The sequence below is a fragment of the Formosa algae genome, assembly GCF_001439665.1.
Taxonomy (GTDB): Bacteria; Bacteroidota; Bacteroidia; order Flavobacteriales; family Flavobacteriaceae; genus Formosa; species Formosa algae.
Genome location: NZ_LMAK01000011.1, coordinates 137028 through 155424 on the forward strand (window position 1 = coordinate 137028; position 18397 = coordinate 155424).

At 32.7% G+C, this 18397-nt stretch carries 11 protein-coding genes and 2 pseudogenes; 8 read left to right on the plus strand and 5 right to left on the minus strand.

Going from position 1 to position 18397, the window contains the following annotated elements; all coding sequences use genetic code 11:
* The first annotated feature begins 5 nt into the window (after positions 1-5).
* The 6 genes and pseudogenes from AST99_RS04195 to AST99_RS04220 all read left to right on the plus strand — a co-directional run bounded on the left by AST99_RS04195 (position 6) and on the right by AST99_RS04220 (position 6860).
* Positions 6-674 (plus strand): PrsW family intramembrane metalloprotease, encoded by a 669-nt coding sequence (locus tag AST99_RS04195; RefSeq protein WP_057779673.1) that lies wholly within the window; start codon positions 6-8, stop codon positions 672-674.
* Between the two features lie 40 nt (positions 675-714).
* Positions 715-2634 carry a DUF294 nucleotidyltransferase-like domain-containing protein gene (locus tag AST99_RS04200; protein ID WP_307414973.1) on the plus strand — a complete coding sequence of 640 codons (1920 nt, stop codon included), beginning with the start codon at positions 715-717 and terminating at the stop codon, positions 2632-2634.
* Positions 2634-3299, plus strand: coding sequence for a 3'-5' exonuclease (locus tag AST99_RS04205; RefSeq protein WP_057779483.1), 666 nt, complete (start codon positions 2634-2636; stop codon positions 3297-3299). The genes AST99_RS04200 and AST99_RS04205 overlap by 1 nt, the downstream gene beginning before the upstream one ends.
* Before the next feature lie 64 nt (positions 3300-3363).
* Complete coding sequence (locus AST99_RS04210; RefSeq protein ID WP_057779485.1) at positions 3364-3849, plus strand: acyl-CoA carboxylase biotin carboxyl carrier protein subunit; 486 nt, start codon at positions 3364-3366, stop codon at positions 3847-3849.
* Positions 3850-3866: 17 nt separating this feature from the next.
* A pseudogene (locus AST99_RS04215) lies at positions 3867-5307 on the plus strand (acetyl-CoA carboxylase biotin carboxylase subunit).
* Positions 5308-5318: 11 nt separating this feature from the next.
* Positions 5319-6860 carry an acyl-CoA carboxylase subunit beta gene (locus AST99_RS04220; protein ID WP_057779488.1) on the plus strand — a complete coding sequence of 514 codons (1542 nt, stop codon included), beginning with the start codon at positions 5319-5321 and terminating at the stop codon, positions 6858-6860.
* A 102-nt stretch (positions 6861-6962) separates the two neighbouring features.
* Here AST99_RS04220 and AST99_RS04225 read toward each other — a convergent pair whose 3' ends face one another.
* The 3 genes and pseudogenes from AST99_RS04225 to AST99_RS04235 form a co-directional block, all read right to left on the minus strand.
* Positions 6963-9164 (minus strand): acylase, encoded by a 2202-nt coding sequence (locus AST99_RS04225; protein WP_057779490.1) that lies wholly within the window; start codon positions 9162-9164, stop codon positions 6963-6965.
* A 51-nt stretch (positions 9165-9215) separates the two neighbouring features.
* Positions 9216-9836, minus strand: coding sequence for an ankyrin repeat domain-containing protein (locus AST99_RS04230; RefSeq protein ID WP_057779492.1), 621 nt, complete (start codon positions 9834-9836; stop codon positions 9216-9218).
* Positions 9837-9932: 96 nt separating this feature from the next.
* Positions 9933-10154: pseudogene (locus AST99_RS04235) on the minus strand (hypothetical protein); the annotation flags it as partial.
* A 148-nt stretch (positions 10155-10302) separates the two neighbouring features.
* Here AST99_RS04235 and AST99_RS04240 point away from each other — a divergent pair.
* Positions 10303-11223, plus strand: a complete 921-nt coding sequence (locus AST99_RS04240; RefSeq protein WP_057779496.1) for a serine hydrolase — start codon at positions 10303-10305, stop codon at positions 11221-11223.
* A 117-nt stretch (positions 11224-11340) separates the two neighbouring features.
* Positions 11341-14175 carry an Npt1/Npt2 family nucleotide transporter gene (locus tag AST99_RS04245; protein ID WP_057779498.1) on the plus strand — a complete coding sequence of 945 codons (2835 nt, stop codon included), beginning with the start codon at positions 11341-11343 and terminating at the stop codon, positions 14173-14175.
* On the opposite strand, the gene AST99_RS04250 is transcribed toward AST99_RS04245, so the two are convergent.
* Positions 14165-15424, minus strand: coding sequence for a serine hydrolase (locus AST99_RS04250; protein ID WP_057779499.1), 1260 nt, complete (start codon positions 15422-15424; stop codon positions 14165-14167). The genes AST99_RS04245 and AST99_RS04250 overlap by 11 nt on opposite strands.
* On the minus strand, positions 15425-18319 hold the full coding sequence (locus tag AST99_RS04255) for a PEP/pyruvate-binding domain-containing protein (protein WP_057779501.1): 2895 nt from the start codon (positions 18317-18319) through the stop codon (positions 15425-15427). It abuts the gene before it with no gap.
* Between the last annotated feature and the right edge of the window lie 78 nt (positions 18320-18397).

The window sequence follows — 18397 nt, forward strand, 5'->3', positions numbered from 1 at the left end:
TAAACATGAATCTTCTCCTTTTGGCCCTCGCTCCTATTGTAGTGGTTATCGTTTATATTTACAATAAAGATATTTACGAAAAAGAACCTAAAATTCTATTATTTTATAATTTCATTTTAGGTGCATTTGTGAGTGTTATTATTACAACCATAATCTCGATAATTTATAATTATATTCTTGTTTTAAACGATGGTAGTGTTTTACACCAATTTATTAGAGCTTTTTTAGTGGTGGGCTTAACAGAAGAATTTAGTAAATATGTTATTGTAAGATATTTTGCACAACCCAATAAAGCCTTTAATGAACCTTTCGATGGTATTATGTATGCCGTAATGGTGTCTATGGGATTTGCCGCTACAGAAAACTTGTTTTATGTCTTCCAAGGAGGAATAACATCGGGAATAACACGTGCATTTACAGCGGTTCCAGCCCATGCCATGTTCGGAATTTTAATGGGTTATTTTATGGGAAAAGCTAAATTTTCTAAACATAAAATAAGGTATAATTTAATAGGTTTATGTTTGGCAATGTGCTTTCATGGAAGTTACGATTTTTTTCTATTTATAGATTTTATACCAGGGATTTGGGCTGGTGCCTTTATTTCTCTAATATTGGGCTTTTGGTTATCAATAAAAGCAATAAAAAACCACCAAGAGAAATCATATTTTAAATAATAGTATTATCTTTATTTCCCGAAAATCTCATTAGATGAACATGATGAAGAACACAATTGCAGATCGCGTTGCCGACTTTATAAAAAACTTCCCTCCTTTCGACCTACTCGATAAGGACCAACTTTTAGATATATCAAAAGAGGTCAAAATCAAGTATTTAGACAAAGAAAATGTTATATATAACATTAACGACCCGTTACACGATCAGTTTTATATGATCTATAAAGGAGCTGTTAAACTAAAAAAATACATCAATGAAAAGTTAGAAACTATCGATCAATTTGATGAAGGAGATGTATTTGGATTGCGTCCATTATTTGCAAAAGAAAATTATGCTATAACCTCTATTACAGAAGAAGAAACAATACTGTACTGTATTCCTATAGAGATGTTTCATCCGTTTATTGATCACAATAAAGATGTACGCCAATATTTAATCGAGAGTTTTGCTTCAAATACAGAAAATCCGTTTTCTAACGAATTTCAAAAAAAATTACTTGAAGACGATGTAAAACTAGATTTTACAAAAGACATGTTCGAGATGCAACCTGTGCGTCTTATAAAAAATGTAATTACAACAAAGCAGAGTTCTACCATTAAGGATGCTGCAAAATTAATGTCTGATAATAACGTCGGGTCCATTATTATTGAAGAAAAAGAATGTCCTATTGGTATTATTACCGATAAAGATTTACGCTTACATGTTGCTACTGGGAATTATTCTATAAGTGATAATGTGTCTAAAATCATGAATCATCCTGTGATGTGTTACAAGAAAAACATCACCATTGCACAAGCGCAAATCACCATGATGAAGCATAAAATCAATCAGATTGTGGTGACTAAAGATGGTACTCCAAATACTAAAATACTAGGCGTATTTTCTGAGCATGATATTATTGTAATGAAAGGAACAAATCCTTCTGTGCTAATGAAAGCCATAAAACGTTCTAATTCTACCAAAGAATTAAAGCGTATTCGTGAAAAAATCATGATGCTTTTAGAAGGTTATATTCAACAAAACATTCCGCTTACACACATAAACAATATTATTTTTGAACTGAATGATGCCACTATTAAACGAGTTATAGAGCGTTGTGTAGAAAAAATGGATCAGGCACCTCCTGTAAAATTTGCATGGATGTCTATTGGAAGTCAAGGTAGAAAAGAGCAACTTTTACATACCGATCAAGATAATGCTATTGTTTTTGAAAATACAGACGATGACCATTTAGAAGAAGTGAGAACTTACTTTTTAAGCCTAGCTAAGAAAGTGAATAAACGACTAAAAATTATTGGATTCGAATTTTGCCCTAGCGAAATGATGGCAAAAAATCCTAAATATTGTTTAAGTATAGACGAATGGGAAAATCAATTCTCTGCGTGGACTAGAGAAACAGAAGAAGAAGAATTACTGTTATGTTCTACCTTTTTCGATTTCGACAATACGTATGGTGATCAGGCTTTAATAACTCAGCTTACAGAACATATTATAGAAATTACAAAAGGTAATCTTATCTTTCAATCTAAATTAGGAGCTTGCTCGTTACGTAATCCTTCACCATTAGGATTTTTCAGACAGTTCTTAGTAGAACAAGATGGCGAACATAAAGACCATTTCGATTTAAAGAAACGTGCCATCATGCCTATTACAGATGCTGGTAGGTTATTAGCATTACATTATCAAATTATAAATATAAACAACACGGCAGAACGTTTTGAAAAACTAGCAGAACTTATGCCAGAAGATCAAGAGCTATATTACTCTTGTGCTTATGCCTCAAAAGCATTGTTGAAATTTAGAACAAAACACGGATTACGTCACCATAACAGCGGACGTTTTATCGCTTTAGCAGAATTGTCTAAAGAAGAAAAAATGAAACTTAAACGTTGTTTTAAAGCTGTAGCTAAAGTTCAAGAACTCGTTAAGCTTAAATTTAATTTAAAGAATTTCATTTAATGAAATGGCTCTTTAATAAAAATGAGAAAAACTATCCAGACTACTGGTTACAGTATAATGCTCATTTTTCAGAACCTAAATTAACAGATATAAACTCGTCTACTTACGTTGTTTTAGATACCGAAACTACAGGATTTAATTACGACAAAGATAGAATCTTATGTATTGGAGCTGTAAAAATTATTGATGGATATATTGATATTAGTACAGCCTTTGAAATTTATATAAAGCAAGACTACTTTAACGAAAAAACTGTTGAGATACACGGATTAATTAAAAACGAAAGAATACAAACTGTCTCTGAAGAAGAGGCAGTTGTTTTGTTTTTAGACTATATTGAAGATGCCATTTTAGTCGCCCACCATGCCTTTTACGATCTTACCATGATTAATAAAGCTATGGAACGTTTAGAGCTTCCTGAATTGAAAAACCAAGTGCTAGACACTATGTTTATTTATAAAGCCACAAGACCAAATACCACTGGTTTAGAATCTAAGAAAAAATATACCTTAGATGAATTGGCAGAACATTACGATATTGATTTAAGCGATAGACACAACGCTTCTGGAGATGCCCTAATCACTGCTATTGCTTTTATAAGATCGGTTCACTTTCTTGTAAAAAACAAAAACTACACCCTAAAAGACTTGTTTAATTGTAAATAACTCTTTTTAAAACGTTTTTAATCATCATGTTATTTGTTATCTTTATAAGACAAACAAACACCACATGAGTAAATCTTCCAAAGTAACCGTTAACGATTTGCATCATTTTAATCTCTCTTTAAAAGATGTAGAGCACCTCGATGCTGTTCAAACCAAACACAATCACTTTCACATTATTCAAGATCATATTTCCTATGATGCAGAAATGACTAGATCCGATTTTCTAAATAAATCTTATGCTGTAAAAATTAATAACACTGAATTTTTCGTACAAATTTCAAACGATTTAGATGTGTTAATTGAAGATATGGGATTTCATGTTGGGAGTTCAAAAACAATAGATCTCATAAAAGCTCCGATGCCAGGTTTAATTTTAGATATTACTATTAAAGTAGGTGATCATATTAAAATTAACGATCCTCTACTCGTTTTAGAAGCCATGAAAATGGAAAATAGTATTGTATCTCCTCGAGAAGGCATTATTAAATCTATAGCTGTTACAGAAGGAATAACTGTAGACAAAGGTGACGTTTTAATTGAATTCGAATAATTTTTAAATCCATCATTATGAAAAAAATACTAGTTGCTAATCGTGGCGAAATCGCCCTACGTATTATGAAAACGGTTAAAAAAATGGGGATTAAAACCGTAGCCATTTATTCTACAGCTGATAGAGAAGCTCCGCATGTAACATATGCCGATGAAGCGGTCTGTATAGGCGAGCCCATAGCAAGTGCTTCATATTTAAATGGAGATAAAATTATAAAAATTGCTAAAAAACTTCAAGTAGATGCTATACATCCCGGATATGGTTTTTTAAGTGAAAATGCTGAATTCGTTAAACAAGTTGAAGCTAACAATATTATTTTTATTGGTCCAAAATCGGAATCTATATTAATAATGGGAAGCAAAATAGCAGCAAAAGAAGCTGTAAAGCATTATAATATCCCTATGGTTCCTGGGACAAAAGAGGCGATTACAGATGTTAAAGAAGCAACAGAAATTGCCAATAAAATAGGATTCCCCGTACTTATTAAAGCGTCTGCTGGAGGTGGCGGAAAAGGGATGCGTATTGTTGAAAACGAACATGAGTTTGAAGCACAAATGTCGAGAGCAATTAGTGAAGCAACTCATGCCTTTGGAGATGGATCTGTGTTTATAGAAAAATATATAGCTTCTCCCCGACACATAGAAATTCAGATTATGGCAGATAGTTTAGGCCATACTGTTCATTTATTTGAACGTGAATGCAGTATACAACGTCGTCATCAAAAAGTTATTGAAGAAGCACCTTCTGCGGTGCTATCGCCTGCTTTACGAGATAAAATGGGCGAAGCCGCAATAAAAGTGGCCAAAGCCTGTAATTATATTGGTGCTGGAACTGTAGAATTCCTTTTAGATGATACAAATAACTTTTATTTTCTAGAAATGAATACACGATTACAAGTAGAACATCCGGTAACAGAATACATTACGGGTTTAGATCTTGTAGAACTCCAAATAAAAATAGCACGAGGCGAATCTTTAAATTTAATTCAAGCCGATATCGAAATTAAAGGTCATGCATTCGAATTACGTGTGTATGCAGAAGATCCTTTAAATGATTTTTTACCGAGTATAGGAACACTCAAAGTCTATAAAATGCCAGAGGAACAACATTCGTGTAGATAATGGAGTAAATGAAGGTGCCGAAGTTTCTATTTATTACGATCCACTATTATCAAAATTGATCGCTTATGGAGACACGCGTGAAGATGCTATTCTGAACATGCAAAATGCCATAAACGCTTATAAAATTGAAGGCATTTGTACAACTTTAGGTTTTGGGAAGTTTGTGTTTCAAAATGCGGCGTTTAGAGAAGGTAATTTCGATACTAATTTTGTGAACATTTATTATGAACCCAAAATCTTACAGGAAAAAGCAGAACGCGAAGCAAAATTAGCTGCATTAATTGCTTTAAAACAATACCAGAAAGACCTTAAACAAGTCAGATTACCTAATAGTTAAATTGTATTTATATGGATTCTCAAACAAAAATACTAACAGATAAAATAGAAAAAGCACATCTTGGCGGAGGTGAGCATCGTATAAAACAACAACACTCAAAAAAAAAGCTTACGGCTAGAGAACGTGTCGATTATCTTTTAGACACTGCTTCTTTTGAGGAAATAGGTGTTTTGGTTACCCATCGTACAACAGATTTCAATATGGATAAAGAGATCTATTTTGGAGATGGAGTTGTTACGGGTTATGGAACGATTAACGGACGTTTGGTTTATATATTCGCACAAGATTTTACGGTTTTTGGTGGATCGTTATCAGAAACCCATGCCGAAAAAATATGTAAAGTCATGGATCTTGCCTTACATATGGGCGCTCCTTTAATTGGATTAAACGATTCTGGAGGAGCACGCATACAAGAAGGTGTTCGTTCACTCGGTGGGTATGCCGATATATTTCATAAAAACGTGCAATCCTCAGGAATCATTCCGCAAATTTCGGCTATTATGGGTCCATGTGCTGGCGGAGCAGTATATTCCCCAGCTATAACCGATTTCACAATGATGGTAGAGCACAGTAGTTATATGTTCGTTACCGGACCAAATGTGGTTAAAACCGTAACTAATGAAACAGTGAGTTCTGAAGATTTAGGAGGCGCGCATACACATGCTACAAAATCTGGAGTCGCACACCTCACAGCTGTAAACGATGTAGAATGTTTAGATCAAATCAAAGCCTTACTCAGCTATTTACCACAAAATAATACGAAAACGACAACCAAAATTCCTTTTGAATTACAAGATGAAACTCGCGAACAATTAGCCACAATAATTCCTGAACATTCAAGTAAACCTTACGATATGCGTAGGGTTATCTATGGAATTATAGATGATGATTCTTTTTTTGAAATTCACAAAGAATATGCAGAAAATGTGATTGTAGGGTTTGCCAGATTGGGTGGTAGAAGTATTGGTATTGTAGCCAATCAACCGTTATTTTTAGCTGGGGTTTTAGATGTAAATAGTTCAAAAAAAGCAGCACGTTTTACGCGGTTCTGCGACAGCTTTAATATTCCTTTATTAGTATTGGTAGATGTCCCTGGATTTTTACCTGGCACAGATCAAGAATGGAATGGCATTATTACTAATGGCGCAAAATTACTATATGCGCTAAGTGAAGCTACGGTGCCACGTGTAACTGTAATTACAAGAAAAGCGTATGGAGGTGCTTACGATGTTATGAATTCTAAACATATAGGAGCAGATATGAATTTTGCGTGGCCCACAGCCGAAATTGCTGTTATGGGAGCTAAAGGTGCAAGTGAAATTATTTTTAAACACGAAATTAATGCTTCAGAAGATCCGATTGCTAAACTCGCAGAAAAAGAAACAGAATATGCTGAGGCTTTTGCCAATCCGTATCGTGCTGCACAACGTGGGTTTATAGACGAAATTATTTTACCTCAAGACACGCGCAGAAAGCTATTAAAAGCCTTTAGTATGTTAGAAGAGAAAACGATGCCTTTACCTAAACGAAAACATGGAAATATTCCGTTATAAAGCTAAAGTCAATATAAACTAAAAAACACCTACAGTCTCATGAATTATAGGTGTTTTTTAGTTTAATGTATATCAAATAAGATCGATTTAATTTAGAATATTCTAATCGATTTCGCCAGGATGATAAGTTTTTTCGGCACGCTTTTCAACATCTGTTCTGTAGTAAGCTACATCTTTAAAAATAGCATCGGCATAAGGTTGTGCCTGATCATCAAAATGTGGTGAATTAGGATTACTACTTTGTCCGCCAGCTAACATCGACTTTGCTTTTACCTGATCTCCAAATTCTACAACAGCCACAAAACTATTCCCAGAAGTCCCGTATTGACGTTTTGTATCGTCACCAAATCGCGTTCCAAACGAAGCTAATGCACCCCATGACCCTGAAGCCAAACCGATAGGAATACTGGGTTTAGCATCATCAAAATCTTGCTGAATAGTGCCATCATTTCTTTGGTAGCGATTAAATTCTCCCCAAGGCGTGTTCCAAGATCCAAAATCTGAAGTAAGTTGTTGTACTGCCTTTTCAAAAATATCTAAACGTTCGGAAAATTTGGAGGTTTGACTCATATATTCAAATCTACCTAAACGTGAAATCCGTTTATTACCAATCATTTTGGGAATTTTTCCTGATGCATAATACGTATTTAAATAAAACTGAGCTAGCGTCATTTCTACAGAATGCTCAGTCACTCTAAAATCCCATTTTTTTAAAAGATTTAATGCGGCTTTAGCTTCTGCAGATGTTAATGATGCATGCGCTGTAGCTTCTAACAATCCTGTAATTAACATCTCTGCTCCTGGCAAATAAGAATCGTAAGCTAGAGTAATCAAACCATCTAAAGTTAAACTGTCTGCTTGCTGAAGTAAAGGAATGGCGTGCAAACCTCTAAAATTTTCTGGATAAGAACTCATATAAACAGGATAATTTTCCTTTTTAGGACTATAAGCCGCTGCACTTGTAAACGGTGTAGAATTACAATTTTGAATCCATCCATTTGGAGGATTTACCACTAAAATATTATCTTTTAAATCGTGAACACCATCCCAATCTGTTTCAGGATTACTCCCATCTACAGGTTGTGTATAATCGAATTTCACATTACGTTTTGGTATAAAATTCCCATGAAAATACGCGATAGTTCCATCTGCATCTGCATAGACTGTATTATTTGATGAATTGGTTCTTAAATCCATCATCTCATAAAATCCATCGTAATTAGATTTTTTTGTTCTGGTGAAGGATTGCTCCAACGCTTTAACGGGACTCCACATTAAAGCTGTAGACACCCATTTATCATTATTTTTATGAGTTATTGGTCCGTGATGTGAACGATACATCATAAAGGTTTTATCTTTTAAGCTATCTGTATCTTTATATTGAAGCGTAATTGGTAAAGAATCTATCGGTCGTAAGGTCTCTCCATATTTATAAGACATGCTGCCTTCAGTCTTTACAATATCTTCTTCGAATTCATCGATAATATCTGTTCCTGTAGATGTATGCATCCACCCTGTTTTATCATTAAATCCCTGATAAACGAAAAACTGCCCCCAAGTTACAGCGCCATAAGCATTTAAACCTTCTTCACTAACCATATGCACTTCTCCTCTAAAAAAGAATGACGTATGCGGATTTATAAGCAACATAGCATTTCCTGATTTTGTACGCTTACCAGAAATAGCAAAGCCATTAGAACCTCGAGGTTCATCATCTTTTAAACGAATTAATCCATCATGTGCAGCAAGTCTTTGATCTGTATTTTTATTATAAAATACTTTAATTTTAGAGGTAGAAACGCGTTCAATATCGCCACCTATAGAGCCTTCACTAAAATACATAGGCATCCACGGTTCAAAACGTGTTATCAGTTTTGGAGTGACTTCTGGATGAGTTTCAAGATAATAGTTAATTCCATCTGCAAAAGCAATACATAGTTTTTGTAACCATTCCGGACTAGTGTCATAATAATGAATCGCTTCAGCTTTTGTCATATATAAATTGGCGCGTAAATCGCTATATAAGGCAGACTCGCCTTCTACTTCTGCCAAACGGCCAATAGCCCAAATATAATTACGTTCTACACGATTAAAATCGTCTTCACATTGTGCATATAATAAGCCAAAAACAGCATCGGCATCTGTTTTGCCATAAATATGCGGCACTCCAAAATCATCTCGAATAATTTCTGTGTCTTTAGAATGTTGCTGCCAACGCGCTTGCTCTGTTAATGTGTTTGATTTAGAGTTTTTGTCAGCACAACTCAACACAAGTAATAGTAAAAGGAGACCGATTTTATTCATTTTATATGGATTAATGGATTAAATATTATGAAAATAAAAGCATAAAGAATACTATTGTTTCATCATCGGTTTAAGAAATGCTGCAGCTTGCTCATGATTGTTAGACATAGCAAAATCATAAGAAGATTCTCCATCAATATCAAGAGCATTCACATCTGCTCCAGCATCTAAAAGGAGTTGCATCACTTCTATTTGTCCTTCGCCAGCAGCAAACATAATTGGCGTCCATTGTTCATGATTATCTTTTAAATTGACTTGTGCTCCAGCTTCAAGTAACACTTTAACTGTTTCTGCAAATGGTCCTGTACAAGAATACATTAATGCAGTACGATCTGTCGTATCTTTTAAGTCTATGGTTGCGCCACTATCAAGTAATGTTTTAACCACCTCTGTATGTCCGTTAAAGGATGCTAACATTAAAACTGTTCGATTCTCTACACCTCTTGTATTGGGATCAAATCCTTTGTTTAAAGCCCCATTAATGACTTCCAAGTTTCCGTTTTGTGCTGCTTCTAGCAGAATTGCCATATTAAAAGTTTCCGCTTTTACAGCTGGAGCTATTGGTGTTTCAATTGTTGTTTCTGGAGTTTTTGTTTCGGAATTTGTGGTCTTACCACATGCAATTAATGATAAGCCTGTTAATAAACAAAGCGAGGTTTTAATGAAATTCATATGTGTTAATTTTATGTATTGCTAAAGTATTTAAAAGGGATTAGCTCCCCTAATGAGATGACTATTTTATTTTAATGATTGTTAAATCTACAGATTCTAAACCATACATGCGATACTTATGAGTTTGAAACCAATTATATTATGCCTGATAAGTTTACAATTACGACCTTGATCTACAATCAGTTCATCATGAGTACCACGTTCAGCAATTTTACCTTCTTCAATCACTAAAATTTGATCGGCTTTACGGATAGTACTAAAACGGTGCGCAATTACCATTGTTATTCTAATTTTAAGTAATTCGTTTAAACTTTTCTGAAAAGACCTTGACTTATTGCCTCTAAATCAGCATTCAACCTAATGTAAAACATCAATAAGTTTTATTTTATAATTTCAAAATTTTAACATTTTAATAATGAGTTAATTAAATACTTTTGACTATATTTTTTAAACGTATAAAAATCAAATGAAAACAAAATTGTTTATTGTGTTATTTCTAGGTTTCAACCTATTCATTAATGGACAAAATGGGTTACCCATTCAGGTAGATAATTCTAAAATAATGCCGTTATCAGACCTTAAAAGCACTTATTTACAAGATAATTTAGAAAAGCAGCTCAATGCAAATCCAAGTTGGAAAAAGCTAATTGCTCAAAATAAAATGTCTGTTGGTATTGTAGATTTAAGTAATCCTAACCATGTGCGTTATGCGAGTGTAAATGGAGAATATATGATGTATGCTGCAAGTTTACCTAAAATTGCTATTTTATTATCTGCTATGGACGCCATTGATAAAGGTGAACTAAAAGAAACTACAGAAATTAAAAATGATATGCGTTTAATGATTAGTAAATCCAATAACGCAGCATCTACTAGAATGATTGATAGACTTGGTTATGAAAAGATAGAATCTGTAATGACAGATCCTAAATATATGTTTTATGACGAAGATTGTGGTGGTGGTTTATGGGTAGGAAAACGCTATGGAAGTGGTGGAGATACTCACAGAGAACCTTTAAAACACTTAAGCCATGCAGCAACAGTGGATCAAGTTTGTCGCTATTATTATTTATTAGCATATGGAAAATTAGTAAATAATAAGCGTTCTAAACAAATGCTTAACATTATGGGAAATCCCGATTTACATCACAAATTTGTTAATACTATTGAAAAAATTGCACCACAAGCTCAACTATTTAGAAAATCTGGCTCTTGGCAAACATATCATTCCGACTCTATTTTAGTTTGGGGAAACGATCCAAACAGACGTTATATACTGGTAGCGCTTATAGATGACGCTAATGGCGAACAAATTATTAGAAGCCTAGTAAATCCTATTGAAAACGCTTTAAAGAAAAAAGAAATAACTAAAATTGCTTCTAACTAATAATGCTTAATATACTTATAGTTAATATACATTCTAGTAATTTTACTTTACCAAGGTAAACCTGAATATATATTAACTATTTTTGATTGGTATAATTTTATACAATAAAACCCTTTCATGCCCATAATTTATATTTTTAAGCGATACATTTTAAAGGTTTTTGATTTAAAGGAAGAAGAGTTTAACAAAACACTTCTACTTCAGTTTAATATTTTTATATTAATCACCACACTATTAATCATTAAGCCTACAATTAATTCGCTTTTCTTATCCGAGTTAACTTCAGAGGCTTTACCATTAGGTTATGTATTTACTGCCATTTTGGCAATAATAGGATCTTTTTTCTACGACAAAGCCTTAGAAAAGTACCCTTTAAATATTATAATGGATCGAACTCTAATTGGTTCTGTTATTTCATTAATAGTATTTGGTATTGGTTTAAATTTTAACTTAATAACCAGCTATTTTTTATACATTCCTTATGTTTGGGTGGCTATTTTTGGTTTACTAACAGCCTCACAATTCTGGATTTTAGCTAATCTTGTATATAATGTTAGAGAAGCAAAACGCGTTTTTGGATTTATAGGAGCTGGAGCCATTGCTGGAGGTATTTTTGGTGGTTACTTAACCTCTTTGCTTACCAATTTTATAAACACAAAGGATTTGCTATTTGTAGCTGCTTTACTACTCCTTATTTGTATCGTAATTACTAGATTTATTTGGAAAACTGAAGTTATAAAGCTTAACCCTTTTCAAGTTGCCTTTAGAAATAATCTAAAGGGAGATTCGCCATTAAAACTAATAAAAGAGTCTAAACTTTTAAGTTTAATTGCATTAGTTATTGGAACTAGTGTTTTGGTAGCGAAGTTAGTAGATTATCAATACAGTGATTATGCATTTCGACTTATAAATGACCAAGATGATTTAACCTCATTTTTCGGCTTTTGGTTTTCTACTTTAAGTGTTATTTCATTAATTATTCAATTGTTTTTAACTAAACGTATAGTTGGAACTTTTGGTGTTGGTAAATCGCTTCTATGGTTGCCCACAGGTATCTTAATTGGTTCTTTCCTGTTACTTTTAATTCCACAATTATGGGTTATTGTCTTTATTAAAATTGTGGATGGAAGTTTAAAGCAATCTGTTAATAAAGCGTCTACCGAACTGTTATCGATCCCTATTCCTATAGATATAAAGAAGAAAACAAAAACCTTTACAGACGTTGTGGTGGATAGTATTGCGACAGGAATTGCAGGTTTTATTTTAATTTTCTTTATTAACGGATTAGATATTTCATCTACTTATATAAGTGTTATTATTATTGTTTTAATTGTGGGTTGGTTAACGCTTATCTATTTTTTAAGGCAAGAATACATTATTGCCTTTAAAGATTTATTAGAAATATCTAGCATTAAAAAAGACAAACATGTCAAGGAAGAAATTAAAGTAACTTCCATTATCGATTCTGTTAAAAGAGTATTTAGTACAGGGACCGAAAACCAAATTATTAATATGCTTACCAAAACTTTGGAAGTAAAAGACGAGCGTTTTTTTAAAGGTATTAAAAACCTATTGCACCATCCTTCTCCAAAAGTAAAAGCCTTGGCCATTGAGAATTTATACTTTCTTAAAACAGAAAACTTGTCTATGCAAATAGAACGTATGGTACATGACACAGATCAAAATGTTACCACTTCTGCTTTTCGATATTTATTAAAAAACTATAAGCAAAACACTATCGTTTTATTTGAAAAATATATAAATAGTGATGATAATACCATTAGTAATGCGGCATTACTAGGATTATCTTTAGAATTAAGAAACAATCAATCGCTGCAAAACAAATTCAATTTAGAGCAAAAGATAGGGACTGCACTTACTAAATATTCAGAATTACCAAATGAAGATTATAAAAGTAATACCATAAAAGCGATATTAGAGAGTATAGGAAATGCTAAAATAAATTCTTGTTATAATGTTATTAAAACGCAATTACTTTCCAAAAATATAGAGGTGGTAAAAACAGCAATACGCAGTGCTGCAAAAACGTTAGATCCAGAATTTATAGACTTAATCATTACTCATTTATCGGTAAAAGAAACAAGGCCTATTGCTGTAGATGCTTTACATTCTTATGGCGAACCCATTATGGATGTGTTGTATTATAAAATAATAAAAGAAACTATTGACTTTGAAGATGCAGCTTATATTATTTTGGCTATTGAGAAATTTAAATCTCAAAAAGCAATTAACACCTTAATTCTGTTAACAAATGAAACAGAACATTCTGTAAAAGTAGAAGCCATTGAAGCTTTAAAACGACTGAAATGGAAATATCCTCAATTAAAAATTAAAGACCGTTTTATTGTCGATAAAATTTTAGACGAATGTCAGCTCTATCAAAATACTTTAGCTGTATTACACACACAAATTGTGCTTCAATACAAAAAGAAAGCCTTAGCACCTCAAGAGTCTAAAGAAGAAAACGAAGCCAGAAACGGATTAATACATTTATTAGAACAACGGCTGGATAGACAGTTACAACGTATTTTTAGATTTTTAGGCATAAAATATCCACCACACGATGTTGATCCAATTTTAAACACCATTATAAATGGTAAGGAAGAGCAGCGCATTCATGCCATTGAATTTCTAGATAATATTCTAAATAGCCAACTTAAAAAAGAATTAATTCCTTTAACCGAATCGATTTTATTAGACAGTAATTCAGAGGAAAAAATAAAGAAACTAAACCTGAAGGTGTTGAGTGAAGTTGAATGTTATAATGAATTATTAAAAAGGAAAGATGTAAAATTAAAATTTGCAGTATTATATCTTATTGAAAAATCGAATACTGCAAATTATAAATCCCTTTTAGAAATGGTTTTAATTAATGAAACCAATACAAAAATTAGAATAAAAACAGAATTGCTATTGCAAACTATTTTCTAATTAGTTTATCAATATTAGTCGCTAAATTCATATGATCTGTTGCAGAGTTTTTTCTTAAAACATTAGTCATTAAAACCACCATATACGTTGTATTATCCGGATGTTCTATAATGGCTACCGAGTTCATAAAGTTCTGCACATTTCCCATATATTTTCCACATTCCTGCCCATTACTCCTATCGCACTTATACAAACTACCAGATTTAAAATATACAGCTGCTTCTTTTAAAGCAGGAGCTTGTGCATAACGAATTCGTCTATCGGTCATGTACATTAAGCGTTTCATTTCTAAACTTGAGTTTTCATCTACAACATTCCCCTGTTCTAATTGTATTAAAAATTTCATTACACCTAAAGGTGTGCCTATACTTCCACCTTTATCTCCAACATACGTATTTGCACCTTTTGTAAAAAAGCTTCCTAAACGCCATTCATCAGCTGTAATTCCTAATGCACGTAAAGGTAAATTTACCACGTCGTTTCCTATATCTGTCAATACTTTTTTTTCGGTAGATTTAAAATAAGTCAGAGCTTCCGCTTCTGTTAATTCAGGATATTTATCTCCAAACGCTTGCATTAATAATACTTCGCGCCAAACAATACTAGCTGCTCCATTATTACTAACAGAAAGCATGTGATCTGCCCATTCAAATAACGAAAACTCATCGCTCGCAATCACCTGTCGTTTTACTAATTTTTTGGTTTCAATATTATAAATAGGAATTGTATGCTCATCTGTTAATCCCCAAACTCCTGATTTCACCACTTTAGTCTTTAATAATTGAATACGTTTATCAAAATCTCCTGGGTATATTTTTGCTAACTGATCGAACAAACCTAGTAAAACGGCCAATTTTCCTACACTGCCTGGTTGATATCCTGAGGTTTCATTTCTATGCGCATATTTAATATGGTTTACATCTGAAATATCTAAAACCGTTAATGAATAGCTTTTATCTAACCCCCTAAACAAGTCACTAATTTCCTTTTGAAATTCAGGGCTTTCAGTAAAAAAGCAATGTAAACTGTCCGCAGCTTTCTCTTTTAAATTTAATTTAATATCTCTATACGATTTAAATGCACCTTCCGGCAAGCTTTGTTTTTCAACAATCTCTCCACTTTTAATAAGTTCTAATCGTTTTAAACGTTTTATTCCAGTATACTCATATCCATCAATAGGATAAACTATTATTGTAGTAAATGCAGTACACACAAATACAACAGCGATTAATAACATTATTTTTTTCATTTATATTTTTTTGGAAAGTGAAATCACTTTATTCGTATCAATTGTTGGAGTTATAGATTCTAAATATGATGAACTCAAAGCCTTCTTATTCTCTACAAACGGTCTAATTTGAAACAACCACAATTGGTTATCTTTAAACCCTAACTCTACATCATAGGCTTCATTAGTTTCTTTAGGCATGGTTTGTCTTATCTCTTTTGCTAACTGCTTTATATCTTTAATATTTTGTGTGTTTAAAATAGGGGTTTCAAAAGTCGCTGTATTTTTTAGAGTGCCTCCAGTTATTGGTAAACTGTTATAAAAACGTTCTCTTGAAGGCGCTAATAATTGATAACCACCTGCATCTTTTAATAAATAAGTTTCTGCAGATTGCCCGTCTACTGCTCCACCCGCTCCTCTACTAAACGCAATGGTTAAATCTTTATCGTCTCCGGAGGTTAATCCTTTAGTAATTAAAACCCCAGAATAATCTACATCTACACTCGGAATGACTAAAATAGAAGGAAAAACATTTTCAGGATTTAGTAAATATTTTTGTCTCCATTTAAAACTACGTTCTGTATATGGAGATGCCCAAACATCTTTAATTCCATTAAAAATTTTCTCTTTATCTACCACATTAAATAAGGTTAAATTTAATCCAGCTCCAGTAAATTCTTTCAAATCTTCCATATTGGTATCACTTCTTAAAAACACCGGAATTTCACCTAAAGCATGGCCTAAAACAGATTTAAAATCATGTTCCATTTGCGAAATAAAATCTGCTTTTAGAGGCATTTTTTTAATTGCCGTTCTTAAAATTTCTAACTGACGTAGTTGATAATGTTCAATTTCTTCTTCAGCAATACCTTGTTCTTCCATTGCTATAGCTTCTTTAAACATAGCACTTAAAAACGACCAATACGATTGGTTTTGTTCTGGCATGTCTTGATCCATATGATTTCTAAATATTCCGAAAGGAATTACCAAACCTTCTACGACTTGCTCAGGAAACATTTTTTTAAGTTGACCTAAATTTGCAGCTTTTGGTCCGCATATCTTACCAGAATTACTCGCATCTACGTCCCGCATGTTTAAAACCTTCGTTTCATGTAACACAATATGTTCTACAGGAACCTCTATTTTTCCTTCTTTACGTTCTTTTTTTACAAATAAAGCGACTTCTTCTGCAGACATATCTTTTTCTGCTTTTATAATTACATTCCCTTTATTAGACACGGCATAAAAAACGTTTTGTCCGTTAAATTGTTTTAAATCCTCTAAGTTCTCATCGGATAATGCAGCATTAGGAATTCCTAAATTACGGGCTAATAATTGTACATGAGACACCATATTCCCTTCAGAAACAGTTGCAATTCCTGCAATTGGTTTTAAATCTGCTGGTGGACGTTGAAAAACATATATTTTATTAGAAGATACTTCGATAGCATCTGGAGACCCACCTACAACTACTAATTCACCATATGCATAACCAGGATTTAAACCACGAATGGTACTTTGGTTTGGAATATTTAGCACTTTATTAGTTAACGATGATTCTTTAGCTATAAAATCGCCCAATTCACCTACAGACTTTCCTAAATGTAAAGCAATAGATCCTCTAATTTTATCATCTATAAAGCCATAAGCTAGTGGTTCAAAATTGGTATACACATCAACTTCATTTTGATAGTTCGCTTTAACCATTCCGGAACTCCACTCCACTAGACGTCTTCCACTTTGTAAGATTGTAGTTAGTTCTCCTAATGTCGATTCATTATTTAAATTAACCGATTTGGTTAAGCTTAAAGATTCCCATTCGTACTGTTCAATATAACCTGCAGCTGCCGTTGCCATTCCTAAATAACAAATTTTATCGACTAATTGTTCTACTGTATCCGGTTGCCATTGCGGTGCATTTTTAAAAATAACTTCTTCCAATTTGATAGAAATATCTAGCATCTGTAATCGTGCTACAGGTCTTTTTTCTGTTAAAAGATTCGCTCTTAAATTCACTAGTAATTCTGCTGTATCTTGGATTAAATCTGACGCATTTGTTACTTTATTATGAACTAAAACATAATCTTTAAAAGTTTCACCAAAAGGAGTTGAACTTAATAAAGTGGCTTTTTGTTGTAACGACACTAAATCGACAGGTTTAAAAAAGATAGTCATAGTTGCAACTAACTCATCTAATATTTTTGTTTGATTACTAGATAATCTGGCTGAATGCTTTGTTTTAAAAGCTATTACTTTTTCAATATCCTTTGTTTCTGGTTGTGCATGAATTTTAACCCGTAAATCCATGAAAGCAGGATACAAATCAGACAACACTTTAGATTGACTACGCATTAATTGTGCTAAATTATCGTCGCCATTATGTGGAATATCTTTTAACGATTGTCTAATTAAATAATAATTATTTTCTAATAATTCATCATTAGAAAGTAACCATTTATAAAAATTAATTCCCCAAGCTTCTTCATCTTCAGATTGAATTGATCCTCTATAAAATTGACTTTTTCTATTAATCCAACCATCATCAACAGCTCTTAAATACTTATCAATTTGATACTGTTTTAACCTAGAGTTATTATTACCATCGTCCCAAAAAGCGTCGTGTTTAGTGTAGGTTAAAATCTGACCTAAATATACGTGATTAGTTACCCCTAAGTTTTCAACTTCATCTTTATATCTAGCATGCTGATTTCCTGGGCCAATATTATCTGGACACGGGTCTTTTGGTTGTCTAACACTTCCATCTGAACAAAACCAACGAATGTCTTTGTAAGGACCTCTAAGATCGTTTTTATAAAAAGTGATTTGTTCTTTAATCTTTTCGGCATCTACTTTTTGAGCCAATAAAGAATATGAACATAAAAAAACACTGAAGCAAAATAGAAGTCTATTTTTCATTTTATTTAAAACGTTTTATATAAAATATTATCTTACTAATATAGTAGTAAAAAACTAATCTATTAATAAAAACTGAAA